General features: G+C 61.4%; 20 protein-coding genes. 12 read left to right on the forward strand and 8 right to left on the reverse strand.

The features are described 5' to 3' along the window. Positions 1–121: 121 nt before the first annotated feature. Entirely contained in the window at positions 122–562 is a 441-nt protein-coding gene (locus tag BLQ01_RS09560; RefSeq protein ID WP_091551407.1) for a hypothetical protein, read from the forward strand. A 227-nt stretch (positions 563–789) separates the two neighbouring features. Here BLQ01_RS09560 and BLQ01_RS09565 read toward each other — a convergent pair whose 3' ends face one another. Further along, a complete protein-coding gene (locus BLQ01_RS09565) occupies positions 790–1,236 on the reverse strand; it encodes a (R)-mandelonitrile lyase (protein WP_091551409.1) in 447 nt (148 codons plus the stop codon). 8 nt (positions 1,237–1,244) lie between these two features. Continuing rightward, positions 1,245–1,538 (reverse strand): carboxymuconolactone decarboxylase family protein, encoded by a 294-nt coding sequence (locus tag BLQ01_RS09570; RefSeq protein WP_175493402.1) that lies wholly within the window; start codon positions 1,536–1,538, stop codon positions 1,245–1,247. Between the two features lie 450 nt (positions 1,539–1,988). Here BLQ01_RS09570 and BLQ01_RS09575 point away from each other — a divergent pair, with 450 nt between their 5' ends. The 7 genes from BLQ01_RS09575 (at position 1,989) to BLQ01_RS09600 (ending at position 12,098) form a co-directional block, all read left to right on the forward strand. Next, a complete protein-coding gene (locus BLQ01_RS09575) occupies positions 1,989–3,965 on the forward strand; it encodes an APC family permease (RefSeq protein WP_091551410.1) in 1,977 nt (658 codons plus the stop codon). A gap of 258 nt (positions 3,966–4,223) precedes the next feature. Continuing rightward, entirely contained in the window at positions 4,224–4,322 is a 99-nt protein-coding gene (locus BLQ01_RS22110) for a potassium-transporting ATPase subunit F (protein ID WP_139183472.1), read from the forward strand. A 6-nt stretch (positions 4,323–4,328) separates the two neighbouring features. After that, complete coding sequence (gene kdpA / locus BLQ01_RS09580) at positions 4,329–5,996, forward strand: potassium-transporting ATPase subunit KdpA (RefSeq protein WP_091551412.1); 1,668 nt, start codon at positions 4,329–4,331, stop codon at positions 5,994–5,996. Further along, entirely contained in the window at positions 5,993–8,131 is a 2,139-nt protein-coding gene (gene kdpB, locus BLQ01_RS09585) for a potassium-transporting ATPase subunit KdpB (protein WP_091551413.1), read from the forward strand. The genes kdpA and kdpB overlap by 4 nt, the downstream gene beginning before the upstream one ends. A gap of 7 nt (positions 8,132–8,138) precedes the next feature. Continuing rightward, positions 8,139–8,744 (forward strand): K(+)-transporting ATPase subunit C, encoded by a 606-nt coding sequence (gene kdpC / locus BLQ01_RS09590; RefSeq protein WP_091551415.1) that lies wholly within the window; start codon positions 8,139–8,141, stop codon positions 8,742–8,744. A gap of 49 nt (positions 8,745–8,793) precedes the next feature. Then, positions 8,794–11,421, forward strand: coding sequence for a DUF4118 domain-containing protein (locus BLQ01_RS09595; RefSeq protein WP_091551416.1), 2,628 nt, complete (start codon positions 8,794–8,796; stop codon positions 11,419–11,421). Then, complete coding sequence (locus tag BLQ01_RS09600; protein WP_091551418.1) at positions 11,421–12,098, forward strand: response regulator; 678 nt, start codon at positions 11,421–11,423, stop codon at positions 12,096–12,098. Before BLQ01_RS09595 ends, BLQ01_RS09600 begins: the two co-directional genes overlap by 1 nt. 53 nt (positions 12,099–12,151) lie before the next feature. On the opposite strand, the gene BLQ01_RS09605 is transcribed toward BLQ01_RS09600, so the two are convergent. The 3 genes from BLQ01_RS09605 to BLQ01_RS09615 are packed head-to-tail and all read right to left on the reverse strand — an operon-like array spanning position 12,152 to position 14,786. Next, a complete protein-coding gene (locus BLQ01_RS09605; protein WP_091551420.1) occupies positions 12,152–12,724 on the reverse strand; it encodes a flavin reductase family protein in 573 nt (190 codons plus the stop codon). 2 nt (positions 12,725–12,726) lie between these two features. Then, a complete protein-coding gene (locus BLQ01_RS09610; protein WP_026546660.1) occupies positions 12,727–13,773 on the reverse strand; it encodes a methionine synthase in 1,047 nt (348 codons plus the stop codon). A gap of 20 nt (positions 13,774–13,793) precedes the next feature. Continuing rightward, positions 13,794–14,786 carry a DUF1852 domain-containing protein gene (locus BLQ01_RS09615; RefSeq protein WP_091551422.1) on the reverse strand — a complete coding sequence of 331 codons (993 nt, stop codon included), beginning with the start codon at positions 14,784–14,786 and terminating at the stop codon, positions 13,794–13,796. Positions 14,787–14,906: 120 nt separating this feature from the next. On the opposite strand from BLQ01_RS09615, the gene BLQ01_RS09620 reads away from it, so the two are divergent. Continuing rightward, positions 14,907–15,848 (forward strand): LysR family transcriptional regulator, encoded by a 942-nt coding sequence (locus tag BLQ01_RS09620; RefSeq protein WP_091551424.1) that lies wholly within the window; start codon positions 14,907–14,909, stop codon positions 15,846–15,848. A gap of 316 nt (positions 15,849–16,164) precedes the next feature. Here BLQ01_RS09620 and BLQ01_RS09625 read toward each other — a convergent pair whose 3' ends face one another. Beyond that, positions 16,165–17,958, reverse strand: a complete 1,794-nt coding sequence (locus BLQ01_RS09625) for an FAD-dependent oxidoreductase (RefSeq protein WP_254779329.1) — start codon at positions 17,956–17,958, stop codon at positions 16,165–16,167. Between the two features lie 62 nt (positions 17,959–18,020). After that, positions 18,021–19,322 carry an MFS transporter gene (locus tag BLQ01_RS09630; RefSeq protein WP_254779332.1) on the reverse strand — a complete coding sequence of 434 codons (1,302 nt, stop codon included), beginning with the start codon at positions 19,320–19,322 and terminating at the stop codon, positions 18,021–18,023. Positions 19,323–19,513: 191 nt separating this feature from the next. On the opposite strand from BLQ01_RS09630, the gene BLQ01_RS09635 reads away from it, so the two are divergent. Both BLQ01_RS09635 and BLQ01_RS09640 read left to right on the forward strand, forming a co-directional pair. After that, complete coding sequence (locus tag BLQ01_RS09635) at positions 19,514–20,350, forward strand: sugar phosphate isomerase/epimerase family protein (RefSeq protein ID WP_175493403.1); 837 nt, start codon at positions 19,514–19,516, stop codon at positions 20,348–20,350. Positions 20,351–20,372: 22 nt separating this feature from the next. Next, entirely contained in the window at positions 20,373–21,158 is a 786-nt protein-coding gene (locus tag BLQ01_RS09640; RefSeq protein ID WP_139183473.1) for an SDR family NAD(P)-dependent oxidoreductase, read from the forward strand. Here the strand turns inward: BLQ01_RS09640 and BLQ01_RS09645 are convergent. Then, positions 21,155–22,156, reverse strand: coding sequence for a LacI family DNA-binding transcriptional regulator (locus BLQ01_RS09645; RefSeq protein WP_175493404.1), 1,002 nt, complete (start codon positions 22,154–22,156; stop codon positions 21,155–21,157). The genes BLQ01_RS09640 and BLQ01_RS09645 overlap by 4 nt on opposite strands. A gap of 255 nt (positions 22,157–22,411) precedes the next feature. Between BLQ01_RS09645 and BLQ01_RS09650 the strand changes: the two genes are divergently transcribed. Further along, positions 22,412–23,575, forward strand: a complete 1,164-nt coding sequence (locus BLQ01_RS09650; RefSeq protein WP_254779334.1) for an iron-containing alcohol dehydrogenase — start codon at positions 22,412–22,414, stop codon at positions 23,573–23,575. The last annotated feature ends 56 nt before the right edge of the window (positions 23,576–23,631 follow it).

The following is a 23,631-nucleotide window of genomic DNA, read 5'->3' on the forward strand; positions in this document are numbered from 1 at the left end:
CTAGGCCTTGGACCACTACGAATGGATGTCTTCACGGGTACTTTGTTCGGTACTGGCCTTGCTAATGGCCCGTGAGCGTCGAATATTGGGTGTGGGACCAGCGTGTCGGAGGCACACACATATGAGCAGGACATTTCTGGGTCGTTGGGTGCTTGCGGTCACAGCAGGTGAAGCGATCGGATTCATGGTCCCGGCCGCGATTGGCGGGATGATGGCCTTGGCAGCTGCTCCGGCCTGGGCGGTCTACCCCGTGATGATCGCCGCGGGTGCCTGCGAGGGGGCCCTGCTCGGCCTCGGGCAGTCAATAGGCTTTGGCCCTTTGGTCGTTCCTCGATCCTTGTGGGTGGCCGCTACTGCTGCCGGGGCGGCTGTGGCTTGGTCAATCGGTATGCTCCCCAGCACACTCTCCGGTTTTGACGCAAGCAGTCCCGGGACGCTCCCTTGGATTGGCATCGGTGCGGGGCTGCCGATGGCACTAACTGTGGCAGCGTTGACAGGTCTCGCGGCGCGGCGCATTGCGACGTCCGTGAAGGACCACGACGGCGAAGATGCTTCCGGTTAGCTGCTGTCCTGGCCAGCAATTACCTATGGGAGACCGATCGGCTGGCTACTCAAATAGGACCCGGCGTGCATCTTTCGGTTTTGTTTTCCATAGATCCATTGACCGCGGGGCGTGCCCGGCGCCTCGGACACGACGCCCTCAACTTCCTCGCCACATGGGCTGCAACGATGCGCAGCGAAAGGATCAAAGTGGGCGAGCTGCCTGCACATCCCGGTACTACGTAATACTTATCCGGCACCACCGGTACTTGTTGCGGTGTCCTCAGCATTCGATGAACGGCCGTTGTACTCGTCGTCAGTGATGTGCTCGCCCCAAAGGGTGGTTTTTGAGGGGTCTTCGCCGTTTTGAAGCATGGCAAGATGTTCCATGAAGCAGCCCGGGGCGGCGGCGTGCCAGTGTTCCTCCCCGGGTGGGGTGTAGATCGTCTGACCAGCGTGGACTTCGATGATGTTGCCGTCACGGGTACCGAAGCGACCCACCCCTTGGGTTACGCGCAGGTACTGACCGTGCTGATGCGAGTGCCACGCTGTCCTGGCACCCGGAGCGAAGCGGACGGTGGCAACGACCATGGTTTGGTCGGGCTCGTGGGGGAGTGCGATTGGATCGAGCCAGACGTCGCCCGAGAACTGCGCAGGCGGATTTTTGGTGGTTGGAATCGTGGGTTCAATATTCATGGGTTTCCCTACTTGGTATCCGTGAAAAGTTCCTTGGCGACGCCCATTGCGGACATGCCCTGGGGCCAGCCAGCGTAGAACGTGACATGGGTGATCGCTTCAATCAGCTCTTCCTGGGTCACGCCGTTGTCGATGGCGCGGCCGAGGTGGAAACCCAGCTGGTCTGTATTCCCACCAGCTGTCAAGACGGCTACTGTAATGAGGCTTCGGTCGCGGGCGCTCAGTTCGGGGCGGTTCCAGATGTCTTCGAAGAGCACGTCGTCGGTCAGTTCGGCGAGCTTCGGAGCGAACTCTCCTAACATTTGCGGCCTCCGCCTAGTTGCTTGGGTTGATCAGTCACGATGGTCCTTCTCTCTCTGATGAGTCCTGATAATGGCCGGTTGTTCGCAAAATATCCCTCGTTTCCAGTGAACACCGGCGGTAGATCTTGTGGGAGTCCTGGTCAGTACCCCCATCAGGAGGCCTGGCCAGCAAGTAGCCCGGCTGGGTTTTCCGGGCACCGGATCCCCACCACGTCGGCTATGGCAGTAGAGGCTGAAACCCAAGCAAGGAGATGTACCCCAAATGTTCCAAACCCAGCAGGAATTGGGTGAGAAGCGGGACTCGCGGGCGCCCCTGTTGGGTACCTTTGCTGAGGATCTGGGCTGGGGTGCAAGGATTTCATCAAGATATAAGCGCTCAAGCAGAAGCGATGGGTACTTGGTGCTAGGTTCGCCGTAGGAGTCAGGGTACGCATCCCACGGGAGGCAGTTATGACCACTATGAGCAGGCCCCCAGCGGATCCGTCCGCCCTTGGTCCAAGGGTTCCGGAGCGATTCAGATCGTGGCTGTTGTTCGGCCTCCAGGACTCCAGAGGTTCCCATCAGGGGCCCGGCGGTGTGCGTTCGACGCGGGAAAAGACGCATTCCTGGTGGCAGGTCATGTGCCTGACCGGGGTCGACTATTTCTCCACTCTTGGCTATCAACCGGCCATCGCGGCATTGGCGGCAGGGGTGATCTCCCCTTTGGCTACGCTGGTCCTCGTTGCTGTAACGCTGTTGGGGGCGCTACCTGTGTATCGCCGTGTTGCGGGAGAAAGCCACAGGGGCGAGGGTTCGATCGCCATGCTCGAGCGTTTGCTGCCAAGATGGGGCGGAAAGTTATTGGTCCTGGTCCTGCTCGGTTTCGCGGCAACCGATTTCATGATCACCATGACACTCTCTGCAGCCGACGCGACGGCACACCTGATTGAGAATCCTTTCGTGCCCGGATGGTTCCACGGGCAGCATGTGGCCATCACACTGATTTTGCTTGCTTTGCTTGCCGCCGTCTTTTTGCGCGGGTTCAAGGAGGCCATTGGCGTGGCAGTGGTGCTGGTTGCCCTGTATCTGGCACTGAATGTTGTGGTGGTGGCAACAACACTCGTGGAGGTTTTCACGCACCCGTCTGCTGTGGGGGATTGGTGGACAGCGCTGACAACGTCACATGGGAATCCGTTCATGGCCGTCGGAATCGCCTTGCTGGTGTTCCCCAAGCTCGCTCTGGGCTTGTCGGGATTTGAAACCGGAGTGGCCGTAATGCCCCAGGTAAGGGGCCACGTTTCGGATGCGGAAGCGTACCCTGAAGGGCGCATCAAGGGGACCCGCCGGCTGTTGACAACAGCGGCGGTGATCATGAGTTCGTTCCTGATCACCAGCAGTTTCACCACAGTGGTGCTCATCCCTGAAAGTGAATTCCAACCAGGCGGAGAGGCCAACGGGCGTGCCTTGGCGTTTCTGGCCCACGAGCATCTGGGTGCCGGTTTTGGCACCTTGTACGACGTCAGCACGATTGCCATTCTCTGGTTCGCCGGCGCTTCGGCCATGGCGGGGCTCTTGAACCTCGTTCCACGGTACCTTCCACGGTTTGGCATGGCACCGGAGTGGGCTAAAGCCGTGCGCCCCCTGGTGTTGGTCTTCGCGGCCATCGCTTTTCTGGTCACCTACCTCTTCGATGCCGATGTGGACGCCCAAGGCGGAGCGTATGCCACCGGTGTCCTGGTGCTCATGACCTCTGCCGCCGTTGCAGTGACCCTATCGGCCCGCAGACGACAGCAACCCAAACGCACCTGGGGCTTCGGAGTCATTGCCGTGGTCTTCATCTACACAACAGTGGCAAACATTATTGAGAGGCCAGAGGGTATCAGGATCGCCGGTTTTTTCATTCTGGGCATCATCTTGATCTCGCTGTTGTCCAGGGTGCTGCGCTCGTTCGAACTGCACGCCACTCATGTCCGCTTTGACCAAAAGGCCATCGAGTTCATCACAGCCATCGAGGACGGACCCATTGGCATCATCTCGCATGAACCTTTGAGGCAAACCGCGAAGGCATACCGGGATAAGTTCGACTCTGCCGTTGCTGTCAGCCACCTGCCTGCGGACTTCCCGGCGCTGTTCCTGGAAGTGGTGGTGGATGACTCCTCGGATTTCGAAACCGCATTGGAAGTGAAGGGGGTTGTCCGGCACGGTTACCGGGTCCTGGAAGTTCACGCACCGGCTGTTCCGAACACCATCGCCTCAGTACTTCTGCATATCCGGGACGTAACAGGGTTGATGCCGCATATCTATTTCCGCTGGACGGAGGGCAATCCCGTGCTCAATCTAGTGCGTTTCCTTTTCCTGGGCGAAGGTGAAATCGCCCCGGTAACACGTGAAGTCTTGCGGCAAGCCGAACCGGATGTCACGCGGCGGCCTTGGGTCCACGTCGGCTGAACCTTGAGCCGGCCCGTCTTGGCGTTAAGGATTCATCAAGAACCACCCCGCCGGCATTAAGGAACCGTAAGGATCGTCTTTTCGTCCCGTTTCAAGGGATTGACTGACATCAGCCCCGCGAACGGGGCGCTGATGAAAGGACGTTCCAGTGGCCGACGTGGCTGTTGTGGTGATTCTTATGGCGTGCATGGGAATCGTGATGTGGGTTGCCCACCTCTTGGGCAAAATGGTCGACGGCGATGGTCCGGTGAGCGGGCAATGACGCTGGATGCGATCATGTGGATCGGACTGTTCCTGGCCGGCCTCGCCGCTGTGGGCTATTTGCTGACAGTGTTGCTTCACCCGGAAAAGTGGTGATGGCCGGTGGTCTTCAGCGCTGCTTCCTTCATCACCCAGTTAGTCGTCCTGGTGCTCGTTCTCGTGCTGTTGCACAAGCCCTTGGGCGTGTATCTGGAACGGGTTTTCTCGGGCACTGAATCGTCGCGGCCTGAGAGGTTGTTCCATCGCTTGGCCGGGGTCGATGCCGGAACTGAACAGAGCTGGTCTGTGTATCTGCGCAGCGTTCTGGTGTTCTCGGCGGTCTCCATTTTAATGATTTTCCTGTTGCAGCGACTCCAAGGCGTTCTTCCCGGCAGCAATGACCTTCCGGGCGTGGATCCGTGGATTGCAATGAACACAGCCATCTCGTTCGTCACGAATACCAACTGGCAAACGTACGTGCCGGAGGCCACTGTGGGCATTTTCGTCCAGATGTGCCTGCTGGCCGTCCAGAACTTCCTTTCGGCCGCCGTAGGGATTGTGGTGGTGGTCGCCCTGATCCGCGGCATTATGCGAACCAAGACAGAGCGTCTTGGCAACTTCTGGGTTGACCTCGCAAGGGCCTCCTTCCGTGTCCTTCTTCCCTTGGCAACCGTGGGGGCCATCGCATTGGTGATCGGCGGCGTCGTCCAGAACTTCTGGTCCACGGAGGTCACCAATACGGCCAGTGGGGTCACCCAGGTGATTCCGGGTGGACCGGTCGCTTCCCAGGAAGCAATAAAGGTTCTGGGCACCAACGGTGGCGGCTACTTCAATGCAAACTCCGCGCATCCGTTTGAGAATCCGAGCATTTTCACAAGTATGTTCCAGGTCTTCCTGATCCTGCTGATCCCTTCGGCGCTCCCGAACATGTACGGGCGGATGGTGGGGGACCAGCGTCAGGGCTACACCGTTGCGGGCGTCATGGCTGGGCTTTGGCTGACGTCCACAGCATTGATGGGGTGGGCTGTTGCTTCGGCCCAAGGAACCGCGACGGCGGCTGCCGGAGGTCTGGGCGAAGGTTTCGAACAGCGTCTGGGACCGGCTGCCGGCTCGATCTTCGCAGCTTCCACCACCCTTACGTCCACCGGAGCGGTCAACGTTGCCCACGACTCGTTGCCCCCACTGGCGGGTGGTGTCGCCATGCTGAACATGATGCTCGGCGAGGTGGCCCCCGGAGGAACCGGGTCCGGACTGTACGGAATGCTGGTCCTGGCCATCATCGCCGTCTTCATTGCGGGCCTTATGGTGGGCCGCACGCCTGAATTCCTGGGCAAGAAGATCGGTCCACGGGAGATGAAGCTCACAGCCCTCTACATTCTGGTGACACCTGCGTTGGTGTTGGTCATGGCAGGCGTCACGGTGCTGTTGCCGGGCGTCATGTCCAACGCCCCCGCATCCGGTCCGCACCAGTTCAGCGAGGTGCTCTACGCCTTTACCTCCGGAGCCAACAACAACGGTTCTGCTTTTGGCGGCATCACCAGCTCCGGTCCATACCTTTCGGTGATGCTCGGGATCGCCATGCTCCTCGGCCGCTTGCTGCCCATTGCGCTCGTGCTGGCGCTGGCCGGTTCGCTGGCCAGGCAACGAAAAATCCCGGCCTCTTCCGGAACCGTGCCCACCCATGGCTGGCTCTTCGGCTTGCTGCTGTTCAGCGTGACCGTGATCATGACCGCACTTAGCTACTTCCCGGCCCTGGCTTTGGGCCCCCTCGCAGAAGGACTCATCAAATGACTCCGTCCACCACGGCATCGGCAACGGATGACGCCGCGCTGACGTACGCCGACGGCAACCCCCTTGGCACTCCGGGAGAACATAAACACCACACCAAAGCGCCGGCGAAGCTGAACGCAGCTACTATCCGGGCGGCCCTTCCCGTGGCCGTGAAAAAACTTTCCCCTCGGCAAATGATCCATTCGCCAGTGATGTTCGTGGTGCTGGTAGGCGCCGCCATTTGCACGGTGATCTGTACGGTCAAACCAGACGTGTTTGGCATAGCCGTGACTGTTTGGCTCTGGCTCACCGCGCTGTTCGGCACGCTGTCGGAGGCCATCGCCGAAGGCCGCGGGAAGGCCCAGGCCCTCAGTCTTCGGGCCAGCCGCCAAGGGGTTCTCGCGCGGCTCCGTTTGGAGGATGGGATCCTCAAGGAGGTTCCTGGAACGGACCTTAAGTTGAACGATGTGGTCATCTGTGAAGCCGGCGACGTCATCCCGTCCGATGGCGAGATCATCGAGGGCCTTGCCAGCGTTGACGAGTCCACCATCACGGGCGAATCAGCGCCGGTGATCCGTGAATCCGGTGGTGACCGTTCGTCCGTCACCGGTGGCACCAAGGTTCTCTCAGACCGCATCCTGGTCCGCATTACTGCCGAGCCTGGAGCGACGTTCATTGACCGGATGATCAAACTCGTTGAGGGAGCAGTCCGTCAAAAGACGCCCAACGAAATCGCCCTGCACGTGCTGCTGGTATCGCTCACCATCGTCTTCCTGGTGGTCACCATGACTCTGGCGCCGTTCGCATCCTTGGCCGGGGCCACGCCGTCACCCATCGTGCTGGTAGCCCTGTTGGTGTGCTTGATTCCTACCACCATTGGCGCATTGGTTCCGGCTATCGGCATCGCGGGCATGGACCGGCTGGTCCAGCATAATGTCCTGGCAACGTCAGGGCGCGCGGTGGAAACGGCGGGCGATATCACCACGTTGCTGCTGGATAAGACCGGCACCATCACCTACGGCAACCGGCGCGCAGTCAATTTCTTCCCGGCCAATGACGTGGAGCACTCCGATCTCATCGAGGCCGCTCGCCTGTCCAGTTTGGCCGATGAAACCCCTGAAGGGCGCTCCATTGTGGACCTTGCCAACGACAAAGGCAGGAACGGTCCGGATATGGAGGAGATCCGGAATGCGTCGAAGGAGGTTGCCATCGTTGAATTCACGGCCAGCACCCGCATGAGCGGCTTGGACGTTGACGGACGCCGGATCCGAAAAGGTGCCGCGTCCGCCGTCGAACGCTATGTCATGGAGGCCGGCGGGCGCATGCCCGCCGAGGTTCAGCGACGGGTGCAGGAAATTTCGGCGGAGGGTGGCACACCGCTGCTGGTCGCCGAAAGCACGCACGACGGCGGAACCCGGGTTTTGGGAACAGTGCACCTGGCCGACGTGGTCAAGCCCGGCATGCACGCCAGATTCGCCGAGCTCCGGCGGATGGGCATCCGAACGGTGATGATCACCGGCGACAACCCTGTCACGGCCAAAGCGATTGCCGCGGAGGCCGGAGTCGACGACTTTGTCGCTGAAGCCACCCCCGAAGACAAACTGGACGTCATCCGCCGCGAACAGGGCGAAGGCCGCCTGGTTGCCATGACCGGCGACGGCACCAACGACGCACCGGCCCTTGCCGCCGCCGACGTGGGCGTGGCGATGAACTCAGGGACACCGGCTGCCAAGGAAGCGGCGAACATGGTGGATCTGGATTCCGATCCCACCAAGCTGATCAACATCGTGGGCATCGGAAAACAACTTCTCATCACCCGGGGTGCGTTGACTACGTTCTCCGTAGCTAATGACGTTGCAAAGTACTTCGCCATTGTCCCCGCGCTCTTCACCGCAGCTTTCCCGGGCCTGGGACTGCTGAACCTCATGGGCCTGGCCACCCCGGCCTCGGCCATCCTGTCAGCTGTGATCTTCAACGCCCTCATCATCATCGTTCTGGTGCCTCTGGCACTGCGCGGCGTGAAATACCGGGCGGTCTCAGCAAACCAGGCGCTTGGCAGGAACTTGCTCCTCTACGGCCTCGGCGGGCTCGTGGCGCCGTTCATCGGCATCAAATTGATTGACCTGCTCATTTCCCTCATCCCCGGCATCGGCTAGGACCACCATGAACATGCTGCTCGGTTATCTCCGTCAAGCAGGCACCGCCCTGCGGTTCCTGCTGCTCTCCACCCTCATCCTGGGGCTTGCCTATCCGCTGGCAGTCTTCGGTGTGGGACAGGCTGTTGCCCCGTTCCAAGCCAACGGGTCCATCGTGAAAGACGACGCCGGAAATCCGGCGGCATCAGCGCTGATCGCGCAGGCCTCCGCAGACGAGGCAGGTACACAGGACCCGGCCTGGTTCCATGCACGGCCTTCGGCGGTCGGCTGGGACCCGGCGACGTCGTCGGCCAGTAACCTGGGTCCCAACGACACAAAATTGCTCGACGCCGTCACCGCCAACCGTGCCGCTGTTGCGGAGCTGGAAGGCGTCAGCGAGTCCGCCGTGCCTGCAGATGCCGTGACGGCCAGCGGCTCAGGACTGGATCCGGACATCTCTGTCGAGTACGCCACCCTCCAGATCCCAAGAGTTGCCAAAGCGCAAGAGCTCACCCCGGACGCGCTTCAGGGCCTCGTGACCAAGCACACGAGCCATGGACTGGAGGCTTTCCTCGGTCAGCCCTCGGTGAATGTCGCCGAACTGAACCTGGCGGTTGCGGAGGCCGCGCGGTGAGGCACCTGACCGTCGGAGCGGAGGGCCTTCGGGGTGAAAGAATGAGGCTATGGCACGGGCGACACTGAGAATCTTCCTGGGGGCTGCCCCGGGTGTTGGCAAGACCTACGCCATGCTCGAAGAGGCCCACCGGCTGCTTGGTCGCGGCGAGGACGTTGTGGTGGCCTTCGCCATGGATCACGGCCGCAGCGATACCCGGGCGTTGACCCAGGGCCTGGAATCAATCCCATCACGGACCATCCAGTACCGGGGGACGGCCTTTGAGGAAATGGATCTCGACGCCGTCTTGGCGCGGCGGCCGCACACCGCCGTCGTCGATGAGTACGCCCACTCCAACGTCCCGGGCAGTGGCAATAAAAAACGCTGGGAGGATATCGAGGAACTCCTCGAGGCAGGCATCAACGTGCTGTCCACCGTGAACGTCCAACATCTGGCCTCACTGGGGGACGTTGTCCTGGCGATCACGGAAGTCCGCCAAGCAGAGACCGTTCCCGACGACGTCGTGCGCCGTGCCGACCAGATCCATCTGGTGGACATCTCCCCGGAACTGCTCCGCCAACGTTTAGGGGACGGGAAGATCTATGCTGCCGACAAAGTGGATGCAGCCCTGTCGAACTACTTCCGGCTCGGAAATCTGACGGCATTGCGGGAGCTCGCCTTGCTCTGGCTTGCCGACCGCGTGGATGAAGGACTGGCTAAGTACAGGGCAGAGAACAACATCGATGCCAGCTGGCCAGCCCGGGAACGCATCGTTATCGGGCTGACCGGTGGCCCCGAAGGCGAAGTCCTGATCCGCAGGGCCGCCCGAATACTCAAACGGGTCAACGGCGGCGACCTCCTGGCCGTCCACGTCCGCGCAGCCGATGGTGTTGCCGCTGAGTCACCACAGGAACTCGAATCGCAGCGACACCTGATCCGGGACCTCGGCGGCAGCTACCACACGGTGGCGGGGGAGGACCCGGCCCAGGCGCTCCTGGACTTCGCACGCAGCGTTAACGCGACACAGATCGTGGTGGGCGTTTCCCGCCACCGTTCCCTGGCCGGGCGGTTGATGGGCAGCGGCGTCGGTAACAGGGTTGTCCGGGAATCAGGAGACATCGACGTTCACATGGTCTCCCATCCGCTGGGCGGCCAGGGTGTGGACCGACCCTACCGTGGTGAACTCGGGAAGACCCGGGCGGCAGTAGGGTTTGGACTTGCGGTTGTCCTGCCGGCATTGTTGCAGCTCATTCTGGCGGCGAGTCCGTCCCACAACATCGCGACGGCGGTTCTCGTCCAGCTCACCGGTTCGGTCGCTGTTGCCTTGGTCGGTGGACTCTGGCCTGCGCTCCTGGGGGCAGTCTGGAGCAGCCTTTTGGTGAACTACTTCTCCACGCCACCTGTTGGAAACCTGACCATCAGCGATCCCCAGAACCTGCTGGCGCTCCTTGTCTTCGTCGGCGTCTCGGCCGCGGTGGCCGCCGTCGTCGACATCTCGGCAAGGCGATCAAAGGAGGCCAGGCGCGCCAGTGCAGAAGCTGCAACCATGGCTGATTTGACGCGCGGAGCAACGGATGCGGAGGATACCGTCCAAGGACTGCTGGCACAGGCCTTGGAAGTCTTCCAAATGCGGGGGGCGGCATTGTTCACGGCCGACGACGGATCCGAGCCCGAAAGGGCCCGGCGACTGCTGGCCAAAGCCGGTGAGATAGACTCAGCGACTCCTGAAAGCAATGGTCAGCTTGCCGGCGGCACCACGGAGCGGATCGATGATCGGACCCGTCTGATTCTGTATGGCAGGACTCTTCCAGCGAGCGACCGACGCCTTCTTGGAGCCTTCGGCACGCATCTTGCAGCCCAGCTGGAGCGCAGGCAGCTTGCGGCCAGCCGCCGCGAAGTCATGCGGCTGGCCGAAAGCAACATCATGCGAACGTCCATCCTTCGCGCCGTTTCCCACGATCTCCGCACACCCCTGGCCGGCATCAAACTGGCGGTCGGTGGACTTAAACAACAAGACGTGGCCTACACGCCCGAGGAACAGCAGGACCTGCTGACGACAATCGACGAGTGTTCGGATCGGCTCGATGTCCTGGTGGGAAACCTCCTGGACATGTCCAGGATCACCTCAGACTCGGTCAACGCCCTGATCAAACCCGTCCGTTGGCATGAGGTCATCCCGCCCGCGTTACGTGGAGTACCTTCCGGCAGTATCCGCGTGGACCTGCCGTCGAACCTGCCCGCCATCGACGCTGACGCCGGCATGCTGGAACGCGTGATCGCCAACGTCGCGGAGAATGCCGTCAAGTATGCGCCGGGCTCGGACATCGTGATCGTTGCTTCGGGCGGCGGGCTGAGCACCACGTCCTTGGGCGGCCGCCCCTCGGGAGAGCTGCGGATCATCGACCACGGCCAAGGCGTTCCCGCCGACGGCGTCGTGCGCATGTTCCAGCCCTTCCAGCGCCTGGATGACGTACCCGCGAGCACCGGCGTCGGATTGGGCCTGGCGGTCGCAAAGGGCTTCGCGGAAGCCATGGGAGGAACCCTGACGGCCGAGGCAACACCGGGCGGAGGCCTGACCATGGTCATCCGGATGCCGCTGTCCACCGGAGCGCCCATGGAACGGGCTTCAGGGCAGGCGCAATCTGTGCTGCTTCACCACCCCCATGTCCCACCTGCTGACATCAGGCGGGTCCTCTGATGAGCAACATTTTGGTGGTGGATGACGATCCGCACATCCTCAAAGCCCTGCAGATCACCCTGAAGGCCCACGGCTATGACGTAACGACCGCCGCAGACGGTGAAGCCGCCTTACTATCAGCGGCACAGTACCCGGTCGCCGTCGTCGTCCTTGACCTCGGACTACCCGACATCGAGGGGATTCACGTCATCACCAGGATCCGCGAATGGAGCGACGTGCCCATCCTGGTCCTGTCCGCACGGCACGGGTCCACCGATAAAGTTGAGGCACTGGATGCCGGAGCGGACGACTACATCACCAAGCCGTTTGGCCTGGAGGAACTACTGGCGCGGCTCCGGGCGATCCTACGACGGACGGTGGAACCTTCCGATGAATCTCCCGTAGTTGCGACGTCCTCATTCACGCTCGATCTGGCAGGGAGAAAGGCCAACCGCGGTGGTGATGACGTTCGATTAACTCCCACCGAGTGGAGCATTCTGGACGTTCTTGTCCGGAACCCCGGAAAACTCATCACCCAGCAACAGCTCCTCACCGAGGTATGGGGGCCGGCCTATGCCAAGGAAGCCAACTATCTCCGGGTTTACATGGCGCAGCTTCGGCGCAAGCTCGAACTGGAGGCGGGTAATCCGCAACACTTCATCACCGAACCAGGGATGGGTTACCGCTTCCAGCCGTGAGTGCTTTGATACGTCTGGTATAGGCTTGGCGCCCCGCGTTGTTGGCGAGGCGCTTAGCCCTCGAGCTTGGAATGCTCGCCGAGTCGGTGCCATGAGCGGTTGTGGTAGACCAGGGCGTCGCCGGGTTCGCCCGCTGGGACGTCACGCATCACGCGGGACTCCAGGGCGTGAACGGCGATGATGGTGGAGGTCCCTACCTCCATGCGGTTGATGACGGCGCAGCGCACCCAGGCGCGGACATCGTTATATACCGCTTCGCCGGTTGCAAGGGCGGACCAGCGGTGCGTCTGGTCAAAGCGGTCCGCACCGGGGGTCGCTCCGAACTTCGCCAAGTCGACGTCGTGCGCGTCCAGCAGGTGCACGACGACGGTTTCGGCGCGCGAAAGCACCGTAGACGCAGAGGACAGTGCCGAGACCGAGAAAATCAGCAACGGAGGTTCCGCACTCACTGACACCACAGACGACACTGTCAGTGCCACCGGTCCTTCGCCGGCATCGGCCGTGATGACGGCGACACCGCCTGGGTGGCCACGAAACAGTGCTTTGAATTCGTCGGCCGAGAGGGAGGAGGGGAAGCTTTGCTCCGGAGCCCCGAGCCAGGTGTCTGGGGGGTAGGCGTGGAACATCGTTAGGACACCTTGGGGGCGGAGCGCTCGAGTTCCTCGCGAACGATTCCCGTCCCTGCGCTGAGGGCACTCAGCTTGGCCAGTGCGACGTCCCGGGGGAATGGTGCCATGCCGCAGTTGGAGCTGGCAATGAGCTTGTCCGCGTCGACGAACTGCAGGGCTTTGCGGAGGGTGTCGGCGACTTCCTCCGGGGTCTCGATGGTCTCGCTTGCGACGTCGATTGCCCCGAGCATGACTTTCTTGCCGCGGAGGAGCTCGATGAGGTCCATGGGCACGTGGGAGTTCTGGGATTCCAGGGAGATGATGTCGATGCTGGAGCTCTGAAGCAGCGGGAACGTTTCCTCGTACTGCCGCCACTGCGAGCCGAGCGTCGCCTTCCAGTCGTTGTTGGCCTTGATCCCGTAGCCGTAGCAGATGTGCACGGCGGTTTCCGCACGCAGTCCTTCTGCCGCTCGCTCTAGCGCAGCGACGCCCCAGTCCTTGACCTCATCGAGGAAGACGTTGAACGCGGGCTCGTCGAACTGGATGATGTCCACACCGGCCGCCTCGAGTTCTTTCGCTTCCTGGTTCAAGATCGCAGCGAACTCCCAGGCCAGCTTCTCGCGGCTCTTGTAGTGGTCATCGAAGAGTGTGTCCACCATGGTCATGGGACCGGGAAGCGTCCATTTGATCGGCCGGTCCGTGGTTGCACGGAGGAACTTCGCGTCGTCGACGAATACCGGCCGCTCGCGGCGCACCGGTCCGACGACGGTGGGCACGCTTGCGTCGTAGCGATCGCGGATGCGCACGGTCTTGCGCTGTTCAAAGTCGACCCCGCTGAGATGCTCGATGAAGGTGGTGACGAAGTGCTGGCGGGTTTGCTCGCCGTCGCTGACGATGTCGATGCCGCGTCGGCTCTGTTCGTGGATGGCGATGCGCAGCGCATCCTGCTTGCCCTCGAGCAGCGCATCTCCCTCCAGTTTCCAGGGAGACCACAGAGTCTCGGGCTGTGCGAGCCACGATGGTTTGGGCAGGCTTCCGACAACAGTGGTGGGCAAAAGTGTGTTCATGATTGACGTTTCTCCGTGGGTCAGTTGACGAGGGCGGGGTATTTGGCGGTCCACTGGTCCAATAGATCCTTGTGGGGCGTGATGAAGTGTTCCTCCGTGTACTTCGCCTGAGTGACCGCGAGCTGACTGCGCTCGACGCGGTCGTAATCGATCTGGGTCCGCGAATAGTCCTGCTCTCCCAGGCTCGGCTGATAGACGACGGCGGCGGCGGAGTTCGCGTTGTAGACTTCCGGGCGGTAGATCTTCTGGAACGTCTCCATGGTGCTGATCGTGCCGATGAGCTGCAGGTTGGAGTAGTCGTTGAGCAGGTCGCCGCGGAAATAGAAGGCCAGCGGCGCAACGCTGCCGCGTGGCATGAAGTAGCGAACCTGCAGCCCCATCTTTGCGAAGTACGCGTCCGTCAGTGAGAACTCGTCCTGCTGGTACTCGACGCCCAGGACGGGGTGATGGTTTTCCGTTCGCCGGTACGTCTTGGTGGTGGAGACGCTGATGCACACCACTGGCGGCTGCGGGAAACGTTCCTGGCATGCCGGGGAATCGAGGAATTGCTGGAACAGTTTGCCGTGCAGATCGCCGAAGTTCTCCGGGACGGTGGGCTTGCCTGCCTCTGCTGATGCCGCTGGCAGTACGACGCTGAAGTCGAAGTCACGGACGTAGGAGGAGAAGTTGTTCCCGACGATCCCTTGGTGGCGGACCCCGTTCAGTTGGTCGACGATTTGGATGTCGAGAACCTCGAACAAGGGGAACTTCTGATCCGTACCTTCCGCAGTGAACTCAATCTGCACGGAAACGATCTCAAGCTCGAGCGTGTAACGGTCCCGGTCCGGGTTGTCCCAGCTTGCGAGATCGTTGAAGCGGCGTCGAATCATGGTCAAGGCGTTGCGGAGGTTCTCCTGGCGGTGCTCGCCGCGTGCCAGGTTGGCGAAATTCGTGGTGATCCGCGAGCCTTCCGAGGGTGAGTAGTCCTCGTCGAAGGGGGTGGTGGTGATGCTGAACGTGAAGTCGTCTGCCATGTGCTGCCATTCCGTTGATGGGCCGGAGACGGCCTTTCCGAAGGTGATGTATCCATGGTGCAGCCTGGGGCGAGGTATCAGGTAACTAGTGGTTGCTATGCATTGATATAGAATTTTCCTATGGCCCAGATTTCGAGCGGATTGACCCTGCAACAGCTCCGCTACTTCATAGAAGTTGCAGCAGAGGGGTCGATCTCCGCGGCTGCCGATCTTCTCTACGTAGCGCAGCCGACCATGTCCGCATCGATGAAGGACCTTGAGGCGCGGGTGGGCCGTGCGCTCCTGGTTCGCTCCGCCCGCGGGGCCACCCTCACCGCCGACGGGGTAGAGTTCCTCGGCTACGCGAGGCAGGTCGTCGAGCAGTTCGCTCTCCTTGAACAGCGCTACCTTGGCAGGCCGCCGCGGCGGCGTCTGCTCGGGGTGTCAACACAGCACTACTCGTTCGCGGTGGACGCCTTCGTCCGGATGGTCAAGGCCACTGATGTAGCCGAATACGAGTTCTCGCTGCGTGAGTCCCGCACGTGGGACATCATTGAGGATGTCCGGACGCTCCGGAGTGAGATAGGCATCCTCTACCGGAACGATTTCAACCGGAAAGTCATCGACAAGCTGCTCCGGGAATCCGGGCTCGCGTTCACTCCGCTTTTCCTCGCCGATCCTCACATTTTCGTTGCACGGAACAACCCGCTCGCTTCAAAAGAGCGTGCGACCCTCGATGATCTCGCCGGGATGCCGCGGCTGACCTTCGATCAAGGTGCGAACAACTCCTTTTACTTCGCAGAGGAGATTCTCTCCACCATGTCCAGTAAGCAGGAGATCCGGGTCTCTGACCGTGCCACGATCTTCAACCTCATGATCGGGCTCCACGGCTACACCATCTCCACGGGCATCATCAGCGGGGAGCTCGACCCGGAGATCGTCGCCATCCCGCTCGACGTTGACGAACGCATCGAGATCGGCTGGATCGGCCACGCCGCGATCCCGCTCACCGACCAGGCGCAGCACTACCTCAGGGAACTGCGGGCCGTCGTCGCCGAGTTCGGCGTAGCGCTGCTCGACTGACCCCAGGTGAGCGCGCGGGTCTTTACCGCTTCGGTGATTGGACCTGGTTGTGGCACCGGAGCGGGCTGCAGGTGCCGCTGACTACTGGGAACCTGGGTATGCCTGAATCGGGCCTGTTCGTCGCACGGCGCGTGGGGCAGATGATCCGAACAGGAAAAGGAACTGGCCAGAAAGATCTGCCCCTATGCTGCAGAGAAGCCAGCCCGCCGCGATCGCAGACCAGCGGAATACCCCTTTGCAATCGAATATCTCCGTCAGGAACAAGCAGAAGCGAAAGCCGCAGACGAATGAGACGTAGCTTGACTCGAGAGCGTAGCTACTGCTGGCTCCCCCTGCTGTACTCAAGAACCGGCTCCCCGTCATCTTCATAACCGGTGACGCCCGCCAGGTCGCGTCCGGCAATGTACCCGAAAGTCAGCGCCGGCCCGAGGTTGATGCCTCCGGCTGGGTAGTGCCCGCCCATGACGGAGGCTTGGTCGTTGCCTGCGACGTAGAGTCCGTTGATGGGTTGGCCAGTCGAGTCCAAGGCACGTGCGCGAGGGTCCGTGGCGAGGCCTGCGAATGTGCCGAAGGATCCGGGGAGCACTTTGACTGCGTAGAAGGGTCCTTTCTCCAGTGGGCGGAGGGACGGGTTGGGGGATTGTTTGGGGTCCCCGCCGTATCGGTTGAATTCGGTGGCTCCGCGGTTGAATTCGGGGTCGATGCCCTTGCGCGCGTTGTCATTGAATCGGGCTACGGTTTGAGCCAAGGCGTGCGGAACGATGCCACATGCGGTGGCTAGTTCTTCGATGGTGTCGCCTTTTTTCAGGTAGCCCGATCGAAGGTAGGGGAACAGTGGTACGGGCAGTGGTTTGGCCATTCCAAGCGGGAATTTGCGGACGTATTCGGCGTCTGCGATTTGCCAGGCTTCAACGGGTTCGCCCTCGGGCGTGGCGTGGAGCATTCCTTCGACGTAGTCGTAGTAACCGTTGGCTTCGTTGACGAATCGTTGACCGTTCCTCAGCACACCGATGCTGCCTGGTTTGGCCCGGTCCATGATGTGGGGGAAGGTTCCTGTGCGGCCGTTGCGGTAGGGGACCAGGGAGACGGGGCACCAGGCCGCGGGCGATTCGAGGTCGGTGTCGAATCTGGCACCGATGGCTTGTGCCATGGTGATGCCGTCTCCAGTGGTTTCCTTGGGAGCCAGGGTCCAGTGTTCTTCACCGGTGGGAGTGTTGGGGAATAGCTGGGCGCGCCGGGCGACGTCTTTGGGGAAGCCGCCCGTGGCCAGTACGACGCCGCGGGATGCGTTGATGGTGCGGCTGCCGTCGGGTGAATGTACGACGGCGCCACTGACCTTTCCTGTCTCGTCGGTGAGGAGGCGTTCGGCGGGGGTGGAGACGCGAATGTCGACGCCAAGGTCGTCAGCTGACTTGAGGAGCCTGGCGGTAAGTGCTGTGCCGTTGACGAGTTGCATGTTTCGGCGGTGGACGATCAGGTCCAGGATGTGAAGTCCTACCCGCCAGGTTGCATGCAGCAGTCCGCCAATGTTGCCCTGGGATGCGGAGAGGAATTTGGTGAGGTCGGGTCCGGCCATGATGCCCATTCCCAGGAATGATGTTTCGTAGAGTTGGTGGCGTGCTTTGGCTCGTAGCTCCGGCTTGATGTTTCGGGCGTTGAAGGGTTTGGGGCCGACGGAGCGGTTTCCGCTTCCCGCGCCCGGTGTTTGCCCGTAGATGTCTTTGATCTTGGCCCCGGGGACGAATTGGAGGCTCGTTTTGTTGTGAAAGAAGCCAACCATGTGGGGTACCGCTTCGAGGAATGCTTCGATCCTTTCCGGGTTGTAGTTTCTCCCGAGCCGGTGCCGGAGATAGGTTCGGAAGAGTTCGCGGTCCTCGTGGATTCCGGCTGCCTTGGCCAAGGGGTTTCCCGGGGTCCAGGCCCAGCCCCCGGACCAGCTTGTGGCACCGCCGCAGACGTCCGCCTTTTCCACAACAATGACTTTCAGGCCGTGGTATGCGGCTGTGACCGCTGCTGACAGGCCGCCGGCGCCCGATCCGATCACCAGGACATCGCAATCCAGGGTAGTGCGTGGCGTTGTGCTTGTTTCATTGGTTTTGGTGGTCTTCACTCGGTTCTGGCCTTCGTTGTTGTTCTCGTGGACTGGATTGGTGGCTGGGTGTTGGTCTGGACCTAGTGGTGTTCCTTGTTGGCCCATTTGTAGGACCAGAGGCTTGAGACGAGGGCGATGAGACTGAGCCCGGCGAGCAGTGCCGCAGCAGGGACCCAACTGCCACTGCTGGCCATGAGGGCGGTGGCGATCAGGGGGATGAAACCGCCCACGGCGCCGGCCAGTGCGTAGGCGAACCCTGCGCCGCTGTATCGGATGCGGACGTCGAACATATCGGTGAACCAGGTTTGCTGAACGCAGGTGGAGATGTTGTGTCCGAGATTGATGAGGGCCACAAAGCCAAGGATCATCGGGAAGAGGTCTCCGCTTTCAAGGGCTGCGAAGAACGGTGCGGCTGAGAGCGCTGCGGCCAGCGGGCCGATGATGTAGAACCATTTCCTGCCGAACTTGTCGGCGAGCCGACCCCAAAGTGCCAGGAAGGGGATGGCTAGAACCATGGCGACCATTGACGCGGTCAAAACTGTGGACGAGGGGGTGTCAGTGAAATTCTTGACGTAGGCAAGCGAGAACGTGAAGCCCATGTAGAAAGTGCTTTGATCCACCATCCGCATGCCTATCACTGCCAGGATTTTCTTGGGGCTGGTCCTCAGTGCCTCTGCCAATGGTGCGCGGGCGGCTTGTTGCTCTTCTTTGGCTGCAGCGAACTCTGCCGATTCCGGTACCCCTGCACGGATCCAGAGACCGACGAGTGCGAACAGGATGCTGATCAGGAATGGCAGCCGCCAGCCCCATGCAAGGAACTGTTCGGGGGTGGTCATGGCGGTCACCAGGGAGAAGGCGGCAGTGCCGAGCAGCAAGCCGACGAACGAACCGATCTGGACGCCTGTTGCCAGGAAATTCCGTTTGCCGGCGGGTGCGTTTTCAACGGCCATCAATGCGGCACCGCCCCATTCTCCGCCGACAGCCATGCCTTGGACGGCGCGCAGGGTTACGAGCAGGATGGGTGCTCCGACGCCGATCGCGGCGTAGCCGGGGAGCAATCCTATGGCAGTGCTGGCCAGGCCCATCATGACGACGGTGATGAAGAGCATGGTGCGGCGTCCGTATTTATCACCGAAGTGGCCGAAGATGGCCCCGCCCAGCGGACGGAACAAGAACCCCACGGCGAAGGAGCCCATGGAGGCCAGAAGGCCGGCCACTTGGTTGTCGGATGGGAAGAAGAGGGGACCGAAGACAACGGCGGCGGCTGTGCCATAGAGAAAGAAGTCATACCAGTCGACTACGGCGCCGACGGTGCTTGCCAGTGCGGCGCGGCGGCCGGCCTTGGCGTTGATGGTTACCGGGGGATGGGTGGGCGTACTCACCGTGGTGGAACTTCCGGTCTTTGGGGTTTGGGGACTCGACATTGCGGTTCACCGCAACCTTTCTGTAGCTCGGCTGCACCTTTGCTGGCGAGCGGGATGAGTGCTTTAATGACTACGTAGTCATTTAGTGATTTTGATCATACGCGCATCGTTTGAGCATGGTCAAACACCCATTGAGCAGGACGGAATTCATGAAGAGAACCATTGGCCTGGCCCACCTGTCAGCGTTGCATTTGAGCCCGCCCCAGCTGGTGGATGCCGCGGCGGATGCCGGTTTTACCTCCGTCGGGGTCCGTGTTTTCCCGGCCACCACGGGCGAATCGACCTATCCCATGGCGGCTGGCTCAGTCATGTCCGCGCGGACGCTTGACCGACTCGCAGCCAGGGGAGTCGCCGTACGGGACGTAGAGGTATTCACCCTCAACGGGAACCGGGGCAGGGCGGAGTGGGAGCCCGTTCTGGAGGCTGGAGCGGCTCTGGGGGCGAGTGTTCTCAACGTCATCGGGAGCGATCCGGAGGTTCCCCGGCTCACGGATACTCTCGCAGCACTGGTCGGGGATGCACGGGAATATGGCATCAGGCCCTCGGTGGAACCGATTTCCTACCAGCCACTTTCGTCCGTGGCAGCCGCGGCGCAGCTGGTCAAGGAGACAGGATGCGGGATCATGCTGGACATTTTGCACTTCGTAAGGGCGGGTGGCCGGCTGACGGAATTGGAGGAACTGCCCGCCGGGGCAGTGACAGTGATCCAGCTCTGTGACGGGCCGGCTGACACCCCGGATTTGCCGGTCCCGCACGCCATGCCATTGGGCCAGGACGTCAATGGTTCCCCCCGGCAAATCGAATCCCGTTCAAAGAGGCTGCCCCCTGGAGAAGGCGTCTTTCCACTCAGGGAGATACTTGCGCTCTTCCCGGATACACCTGTCAGCGTGGAAGTCCCCGATGTCCGGGCCGTGGAGGTACAAGGGATCGACTCCCACCTCCGTGGCCTCCATCAGGCTGCCGCAAGCCTGATTCATTCCTCCTGAAAACCGAATCGAAGTGAACACGATGACTGAACTTACCCATGAAAATTTGACCCGCACGGCCACTCCGGAGACCTACTGGCCCGGGCGCTTCCAGGGCCAGGTGATACTGGTGACCGGAGCTGCCGGCGGGCTTGGCTCGGATACGGCCGATCGTCTGGCACGTGAAGGTGCCACCGTTGTGTGCACGGATGTCTTCTCAGGCGGCCGCGGCAATGGCAGCAGCCCTTCAAACAGCCTGGCCCTGGATGTCACCAGCAGGCAGGACTGGGATCAAACGGTGCACGCTGTCCTGGACCGGCACGGCAAGATTGACGGTGCGCTCTTTGCCCACGGCATTCAGGGGCCGGAGGTCCCTGTGACGGAGATGCCGGCAGAGGGATGGTCCAAGACTCTGAGCGTTAATCTGGATGGCTGCCTGCACGGTCTGGCCGCCCTCCTGCCAATCCTCACAAAGAACTCCTACGGCAGGATTGCCATTCTTTCCTCCATCTCTGCCCGCGAAGGAAATCCGCACCAGGCAGCCTATTCAGCGTCGAAGGCGGGCCTTGTTGCGTTGGTAAAAACGGCCGCAAAGGAGGTGGCACCCTATGGTGTGACGGTCAATTCAATCGCGCCATCCATGATGAAAACCAGGCTCCTGCAGGACTTGAGCCCGGAACGAAATGCCCAACTCCTCGCCAAGGTTCCCATGGGCAGGATCGGTTTACCGGAAGAATTCTCTGCTTTGGCCACATGGCTGCTTTCCACAGAGGCCAGCTACATGACGGGTCAGACCCTGGACCTCAGCGGTGGCCGCAACACCGCCTAAACCGCGGGCCCCGTCGTCGCCCTGACCTGCAAACGGACCGGAAACACGGTCTTCATCGTTTCGCTGGGAGGCTCACCTTCGATCCTCCCAGCAAGACGATCGACGGCCAGATACGACATTTCCGGGATCGGCTGATGCACAGTGGTGAGGTTAATGAAGGCCCATCCCGCCGGGCCGGAATCGTCAAATCCCACCACGGAAAGATCCTGCGGAACACTGATTCCCAACTGCGCAGCGGCATCCAAGACGGCAAAGGCCAACGCATCCGTCACACAGTAGACGGCCGTGGGCCGATCGCCGCTGTTCAGCAACTCCAGCGCGGCCCGAACACCCTCATCATGGGTGAGCCGAAGATGCCTGATCCAGTCCTCGCGAACCTCCAGCCCGCGCCGTTCCATGGCCGCCCGAAAGCCGTCCTCACGGTCCCGACCATTGGAGCGGTCCCGCAGCGTGGTCAGGACACCAATGTGCTTGTGGCCTAATCCTTCAAGATGCTCAACGACGATCTCACCAGCCCGTCGGTCATCGGCAAGCACGGCCTCGACTTCAACAGTGGTGTCATCACGGCTAAGCAGCACCACAGGTGTCCCTCGCTCCAACACCCTGCGAACCGCGGCAGATGATTCCCGCGCCGAAACAAAAATCATCCCGTCAACCGTTGCGCTGTCCAGAACGTCAACAGCTTCCGGATCAGATGAGATATCTGGGTCCCGGATCAAGACCATCCGGTACCCGCGCTCCAGGAGCCGGTTCTGCAGGGACTCAACAATAACCGGGTAGATAGGACTTGTCAGGTCAGCAACAACCACTCCCACGGCGTGCGTCCGCCGTGTCACCATCATCCGGGCAGCAGCATCCGGCACATAGCCGAGCTCCCTCGCCACCGAAAGAATCCGCGCTTTCGTAGCCGGAGCGACGGACGGATGGCCCCTCAAGGCACGCGACACAGTCGACTGGGACAAACCCAAATGACGGGCCACATCAACACTGGTAACCATGCCCCCATCGTATTTCACACGTCTGGCCGGGGCCGAAGGCAAACTTAACGCCGTTTCGTGTGGACGGGTGTTGCGGAGCCACATGCCGAGGAGCAGTCTATGGCCTGATGACACATAGCAGCTGTCACACGCCTCTGGAATGCTGGGGCGTGCGGCACCGCCAAGGTTGCCGCTTATCCCATCCCACGAGAGTTAAACACAATGTCGTGTGCGCACGCAGCGGGTACCAGTCCCGCGACTTTCGGCGTCCTTCGGTTGCCACGCACGGTCGTCGTCGGCGCCCGGCAACGTTTCTCCGTCGCCGATATCGCAGCCCAATTCGGCGCGAACGTCCTCATTTGCACGGATCCGCGATTAGCCCTTTCAGAGGAACTCCGGGCGTTGGTCCGGATTCTGAAGGATAGGGACCTGACCGTACGGGTCTATGGAGATACTCAGGCCGAGCTTCCCACTCCCGCAATTCTGGCTTGTGTTGACGGGCTCGATGGCCAAGAGCCCGATGTCATTATTGGTTTTGGCGGCGGCAGCTGCATCGATATGGCAAAGGTCGTGTCCGTTCTGCTCACTCACGGCGGCAAGCCCAGCGACTATTACGGTGAGTTCGCAGTTCCCGGTCCAACCAAGCCCGTCATTGCCGTCCCGACCACTTCCGGCACCGGGTCCGAGGCGACAGCAGTCGCTGTAGTCTCTGACCCACAACTGGGAATGAAAATGGGCATATCGAGCCTCCACATCATCCCGTATGCCGCAGTGTGCGATCCCGCCGCCACGGGCGCAGACACCTTCGTGCACCTGGTGGAATCGTTCACGGCCATAACCCGCAAACCCACCGCCGCACTGGCTGATGAACGCGTCTTCGTCGGCAAAAACGTGCTGACAGACGAGATTGCCCTGAATGGCATCGGCTTGGTGGGACGCCACCTGGTGACAGCCTACAAGGACCCGGAAAATGAAGAAGCCCGGGCCGGGATGATGCTCGCAGCACTCTACGGCGGGGTGGTCCTCAGCAATGCCGGAACTGCCGCAGCGCACGCCATCCAGTACCCGGTAGGTGCCGTGACACACACTCCCCACGGCGTAGGAGTCGGCCTGTTGTTGCCCTATGTCGTTCGGCATAACTTTGAGGCAATTCAGCCTCAGCTGGCCCGGATAGCCGATGCCTTGGGGCGCAATATCAGCGAACTCAACCAACGCGCCGCCGCCCTGGCCGGCGTCGAGGCCATCGACGAGGTCATCGCCGCGATTGAACTGCCCGCCACGCTCAAGGATCTCGGCGTGCAGGAAAGCGACCTCGCCCACGTTGCCAGGTTGTCGATGAATTCCAAACGGCTCATAGACAACAACCCCGTGCCGCTTGACCTGGAAGCCGTGAATTCCATTGTTCATGCGGCTTTTGTTGGCTACCGCACTATCCGCTGATCCCGAGCCTGATTGGCGCCGCCAGCTCCCTCCATTTCCACCTGAAAGAGAAGACC

The sequence above is a fragment of the Arthrobacter sp. UNCCL28 genome, from assembly GCF_900102805.1.
GTDB lineage: Bacteria > Actinomycetota > Actinomycetes > Actinomycetales > Micrococcaceae > Arthrobacter > Arthrobacter nicotinovorans_A.

Excerpts from the sequence above, each read along its gene's own strand:
- BLQ01_RS09560 (WP_091551407.1), top strand. The coding sequence starts at position 122 with ATGAGCAGGACATTTCTGGGTCGTTGGGTGCTTGCGGTCACAGCAGGT.
- BLQ01_RS09565 (WP_091551409.1), bottom strand. The coding sequence starts at position 1,236 with ATGAATATTGAACCCACGATTCCAACCACCAAAAATCCGCCTGCGCAG.
- BLQ01_RS09570 (WP_175493402.1), bottom strand. The coding sequence starts at position 1,538 with ATGTTAGGAGAGTTCGCTCCGAAGCTCGCCGAACTGACCGACGACGTG.
- BLQ01_RS09575 (WP_091551410.1), top strand. The coding sequence starts at position 1,989 with ATGACCACTATGAGCAGGCCCCCAGCGGATCCGTCCGCCCTTGGTCCA.
- BLQ01_RS22110 (WP_139183472.1), top strand. The coding sequence starts at position 4,224 with ATGACGCTGGATGCGATCATGTGGATCGGACTGTTCCTGGCCGGCCTC.
- kdpB (WP_091551413.1), top strand. The coding sequence starts at position 5,993 with ATGACTCCGTCCACCACGGCATCGGCAACGGATGACGCCGCGCTGACG.
- kdpC (WP_091551415.1), top strand. The coding sequence starts at position 8,139 with ATGAACATGCTGCTCGGTTATCTCCGTCAAGCAGGCACCGCCCTGCGG.
- BLQ01_RS09595 (WP_091551416.1), top strand. The coding sequence starts at position 8,794 with ATGGCACGGGCGACACTGAGAATCTTCCTGGGGGCTGCCCCGGGTGTT.
- BLQ01_RS09600 (WP_091551418.1), top strand. The coding sequence starts at position 11,421 with ATGAGCAACATTTTGGTGGTGGATGACGATCCGCACATCCTCAAAGCC.
- BLQ01_RS09605 (WP_091551420.1), bottom strand. The coding sequence starts at position 12,724 with ATGTTCCACGCCTACCCCCCAGACACCTGGCTCGGGGCTCCGGAGCAA.
- BLQ01_RS09610 (WP_026546660.1), bottom strand. The coding sequence starts at position 13,773 with ATGAACACACTTTTGCCCACCACTGTTGTCGGAAGCCTGCCCAAACCA.
- BLQ01_RS09615 (WP_091551422.1), bottom strand. The coding sequence starts at position 14,786 with ATGGCAGACGACTTCACGTTCAGCATCACCACCACCCCCTTCGACGAG.
- BLQ01_RS09620 (WP_091551424.1), top strand. The coding sequence starts at position 14,907 with ATGGCCCAGATTTCGAGCGGATTGACCCTGCAACAGCTCCGCTACTTC.
- BLQ01_RS09635 (WP_175493403.1), top strand. The coding sequence starts at position 19,514 with ATGAAGAGAACCATTGGCCTGGCCCACCTGTCAGCGTTGCATTTGAGC.
- BLQ01_RS09640 (WP_139183473.1), top strand. The coding sequence starts at position 20,373 with ATGACTGAACTTACCCATGAAAATTTGACCCGCACGGCCACTCCGGAG.
- BLQ01_RS09645 (WP_175493404.1), bottom strand. The coding sequence starts at position 22,156 with ATGGTTACCAGTGTTGATGTGGCCCGTCATTTGGGTTTGTCCCAGTCG.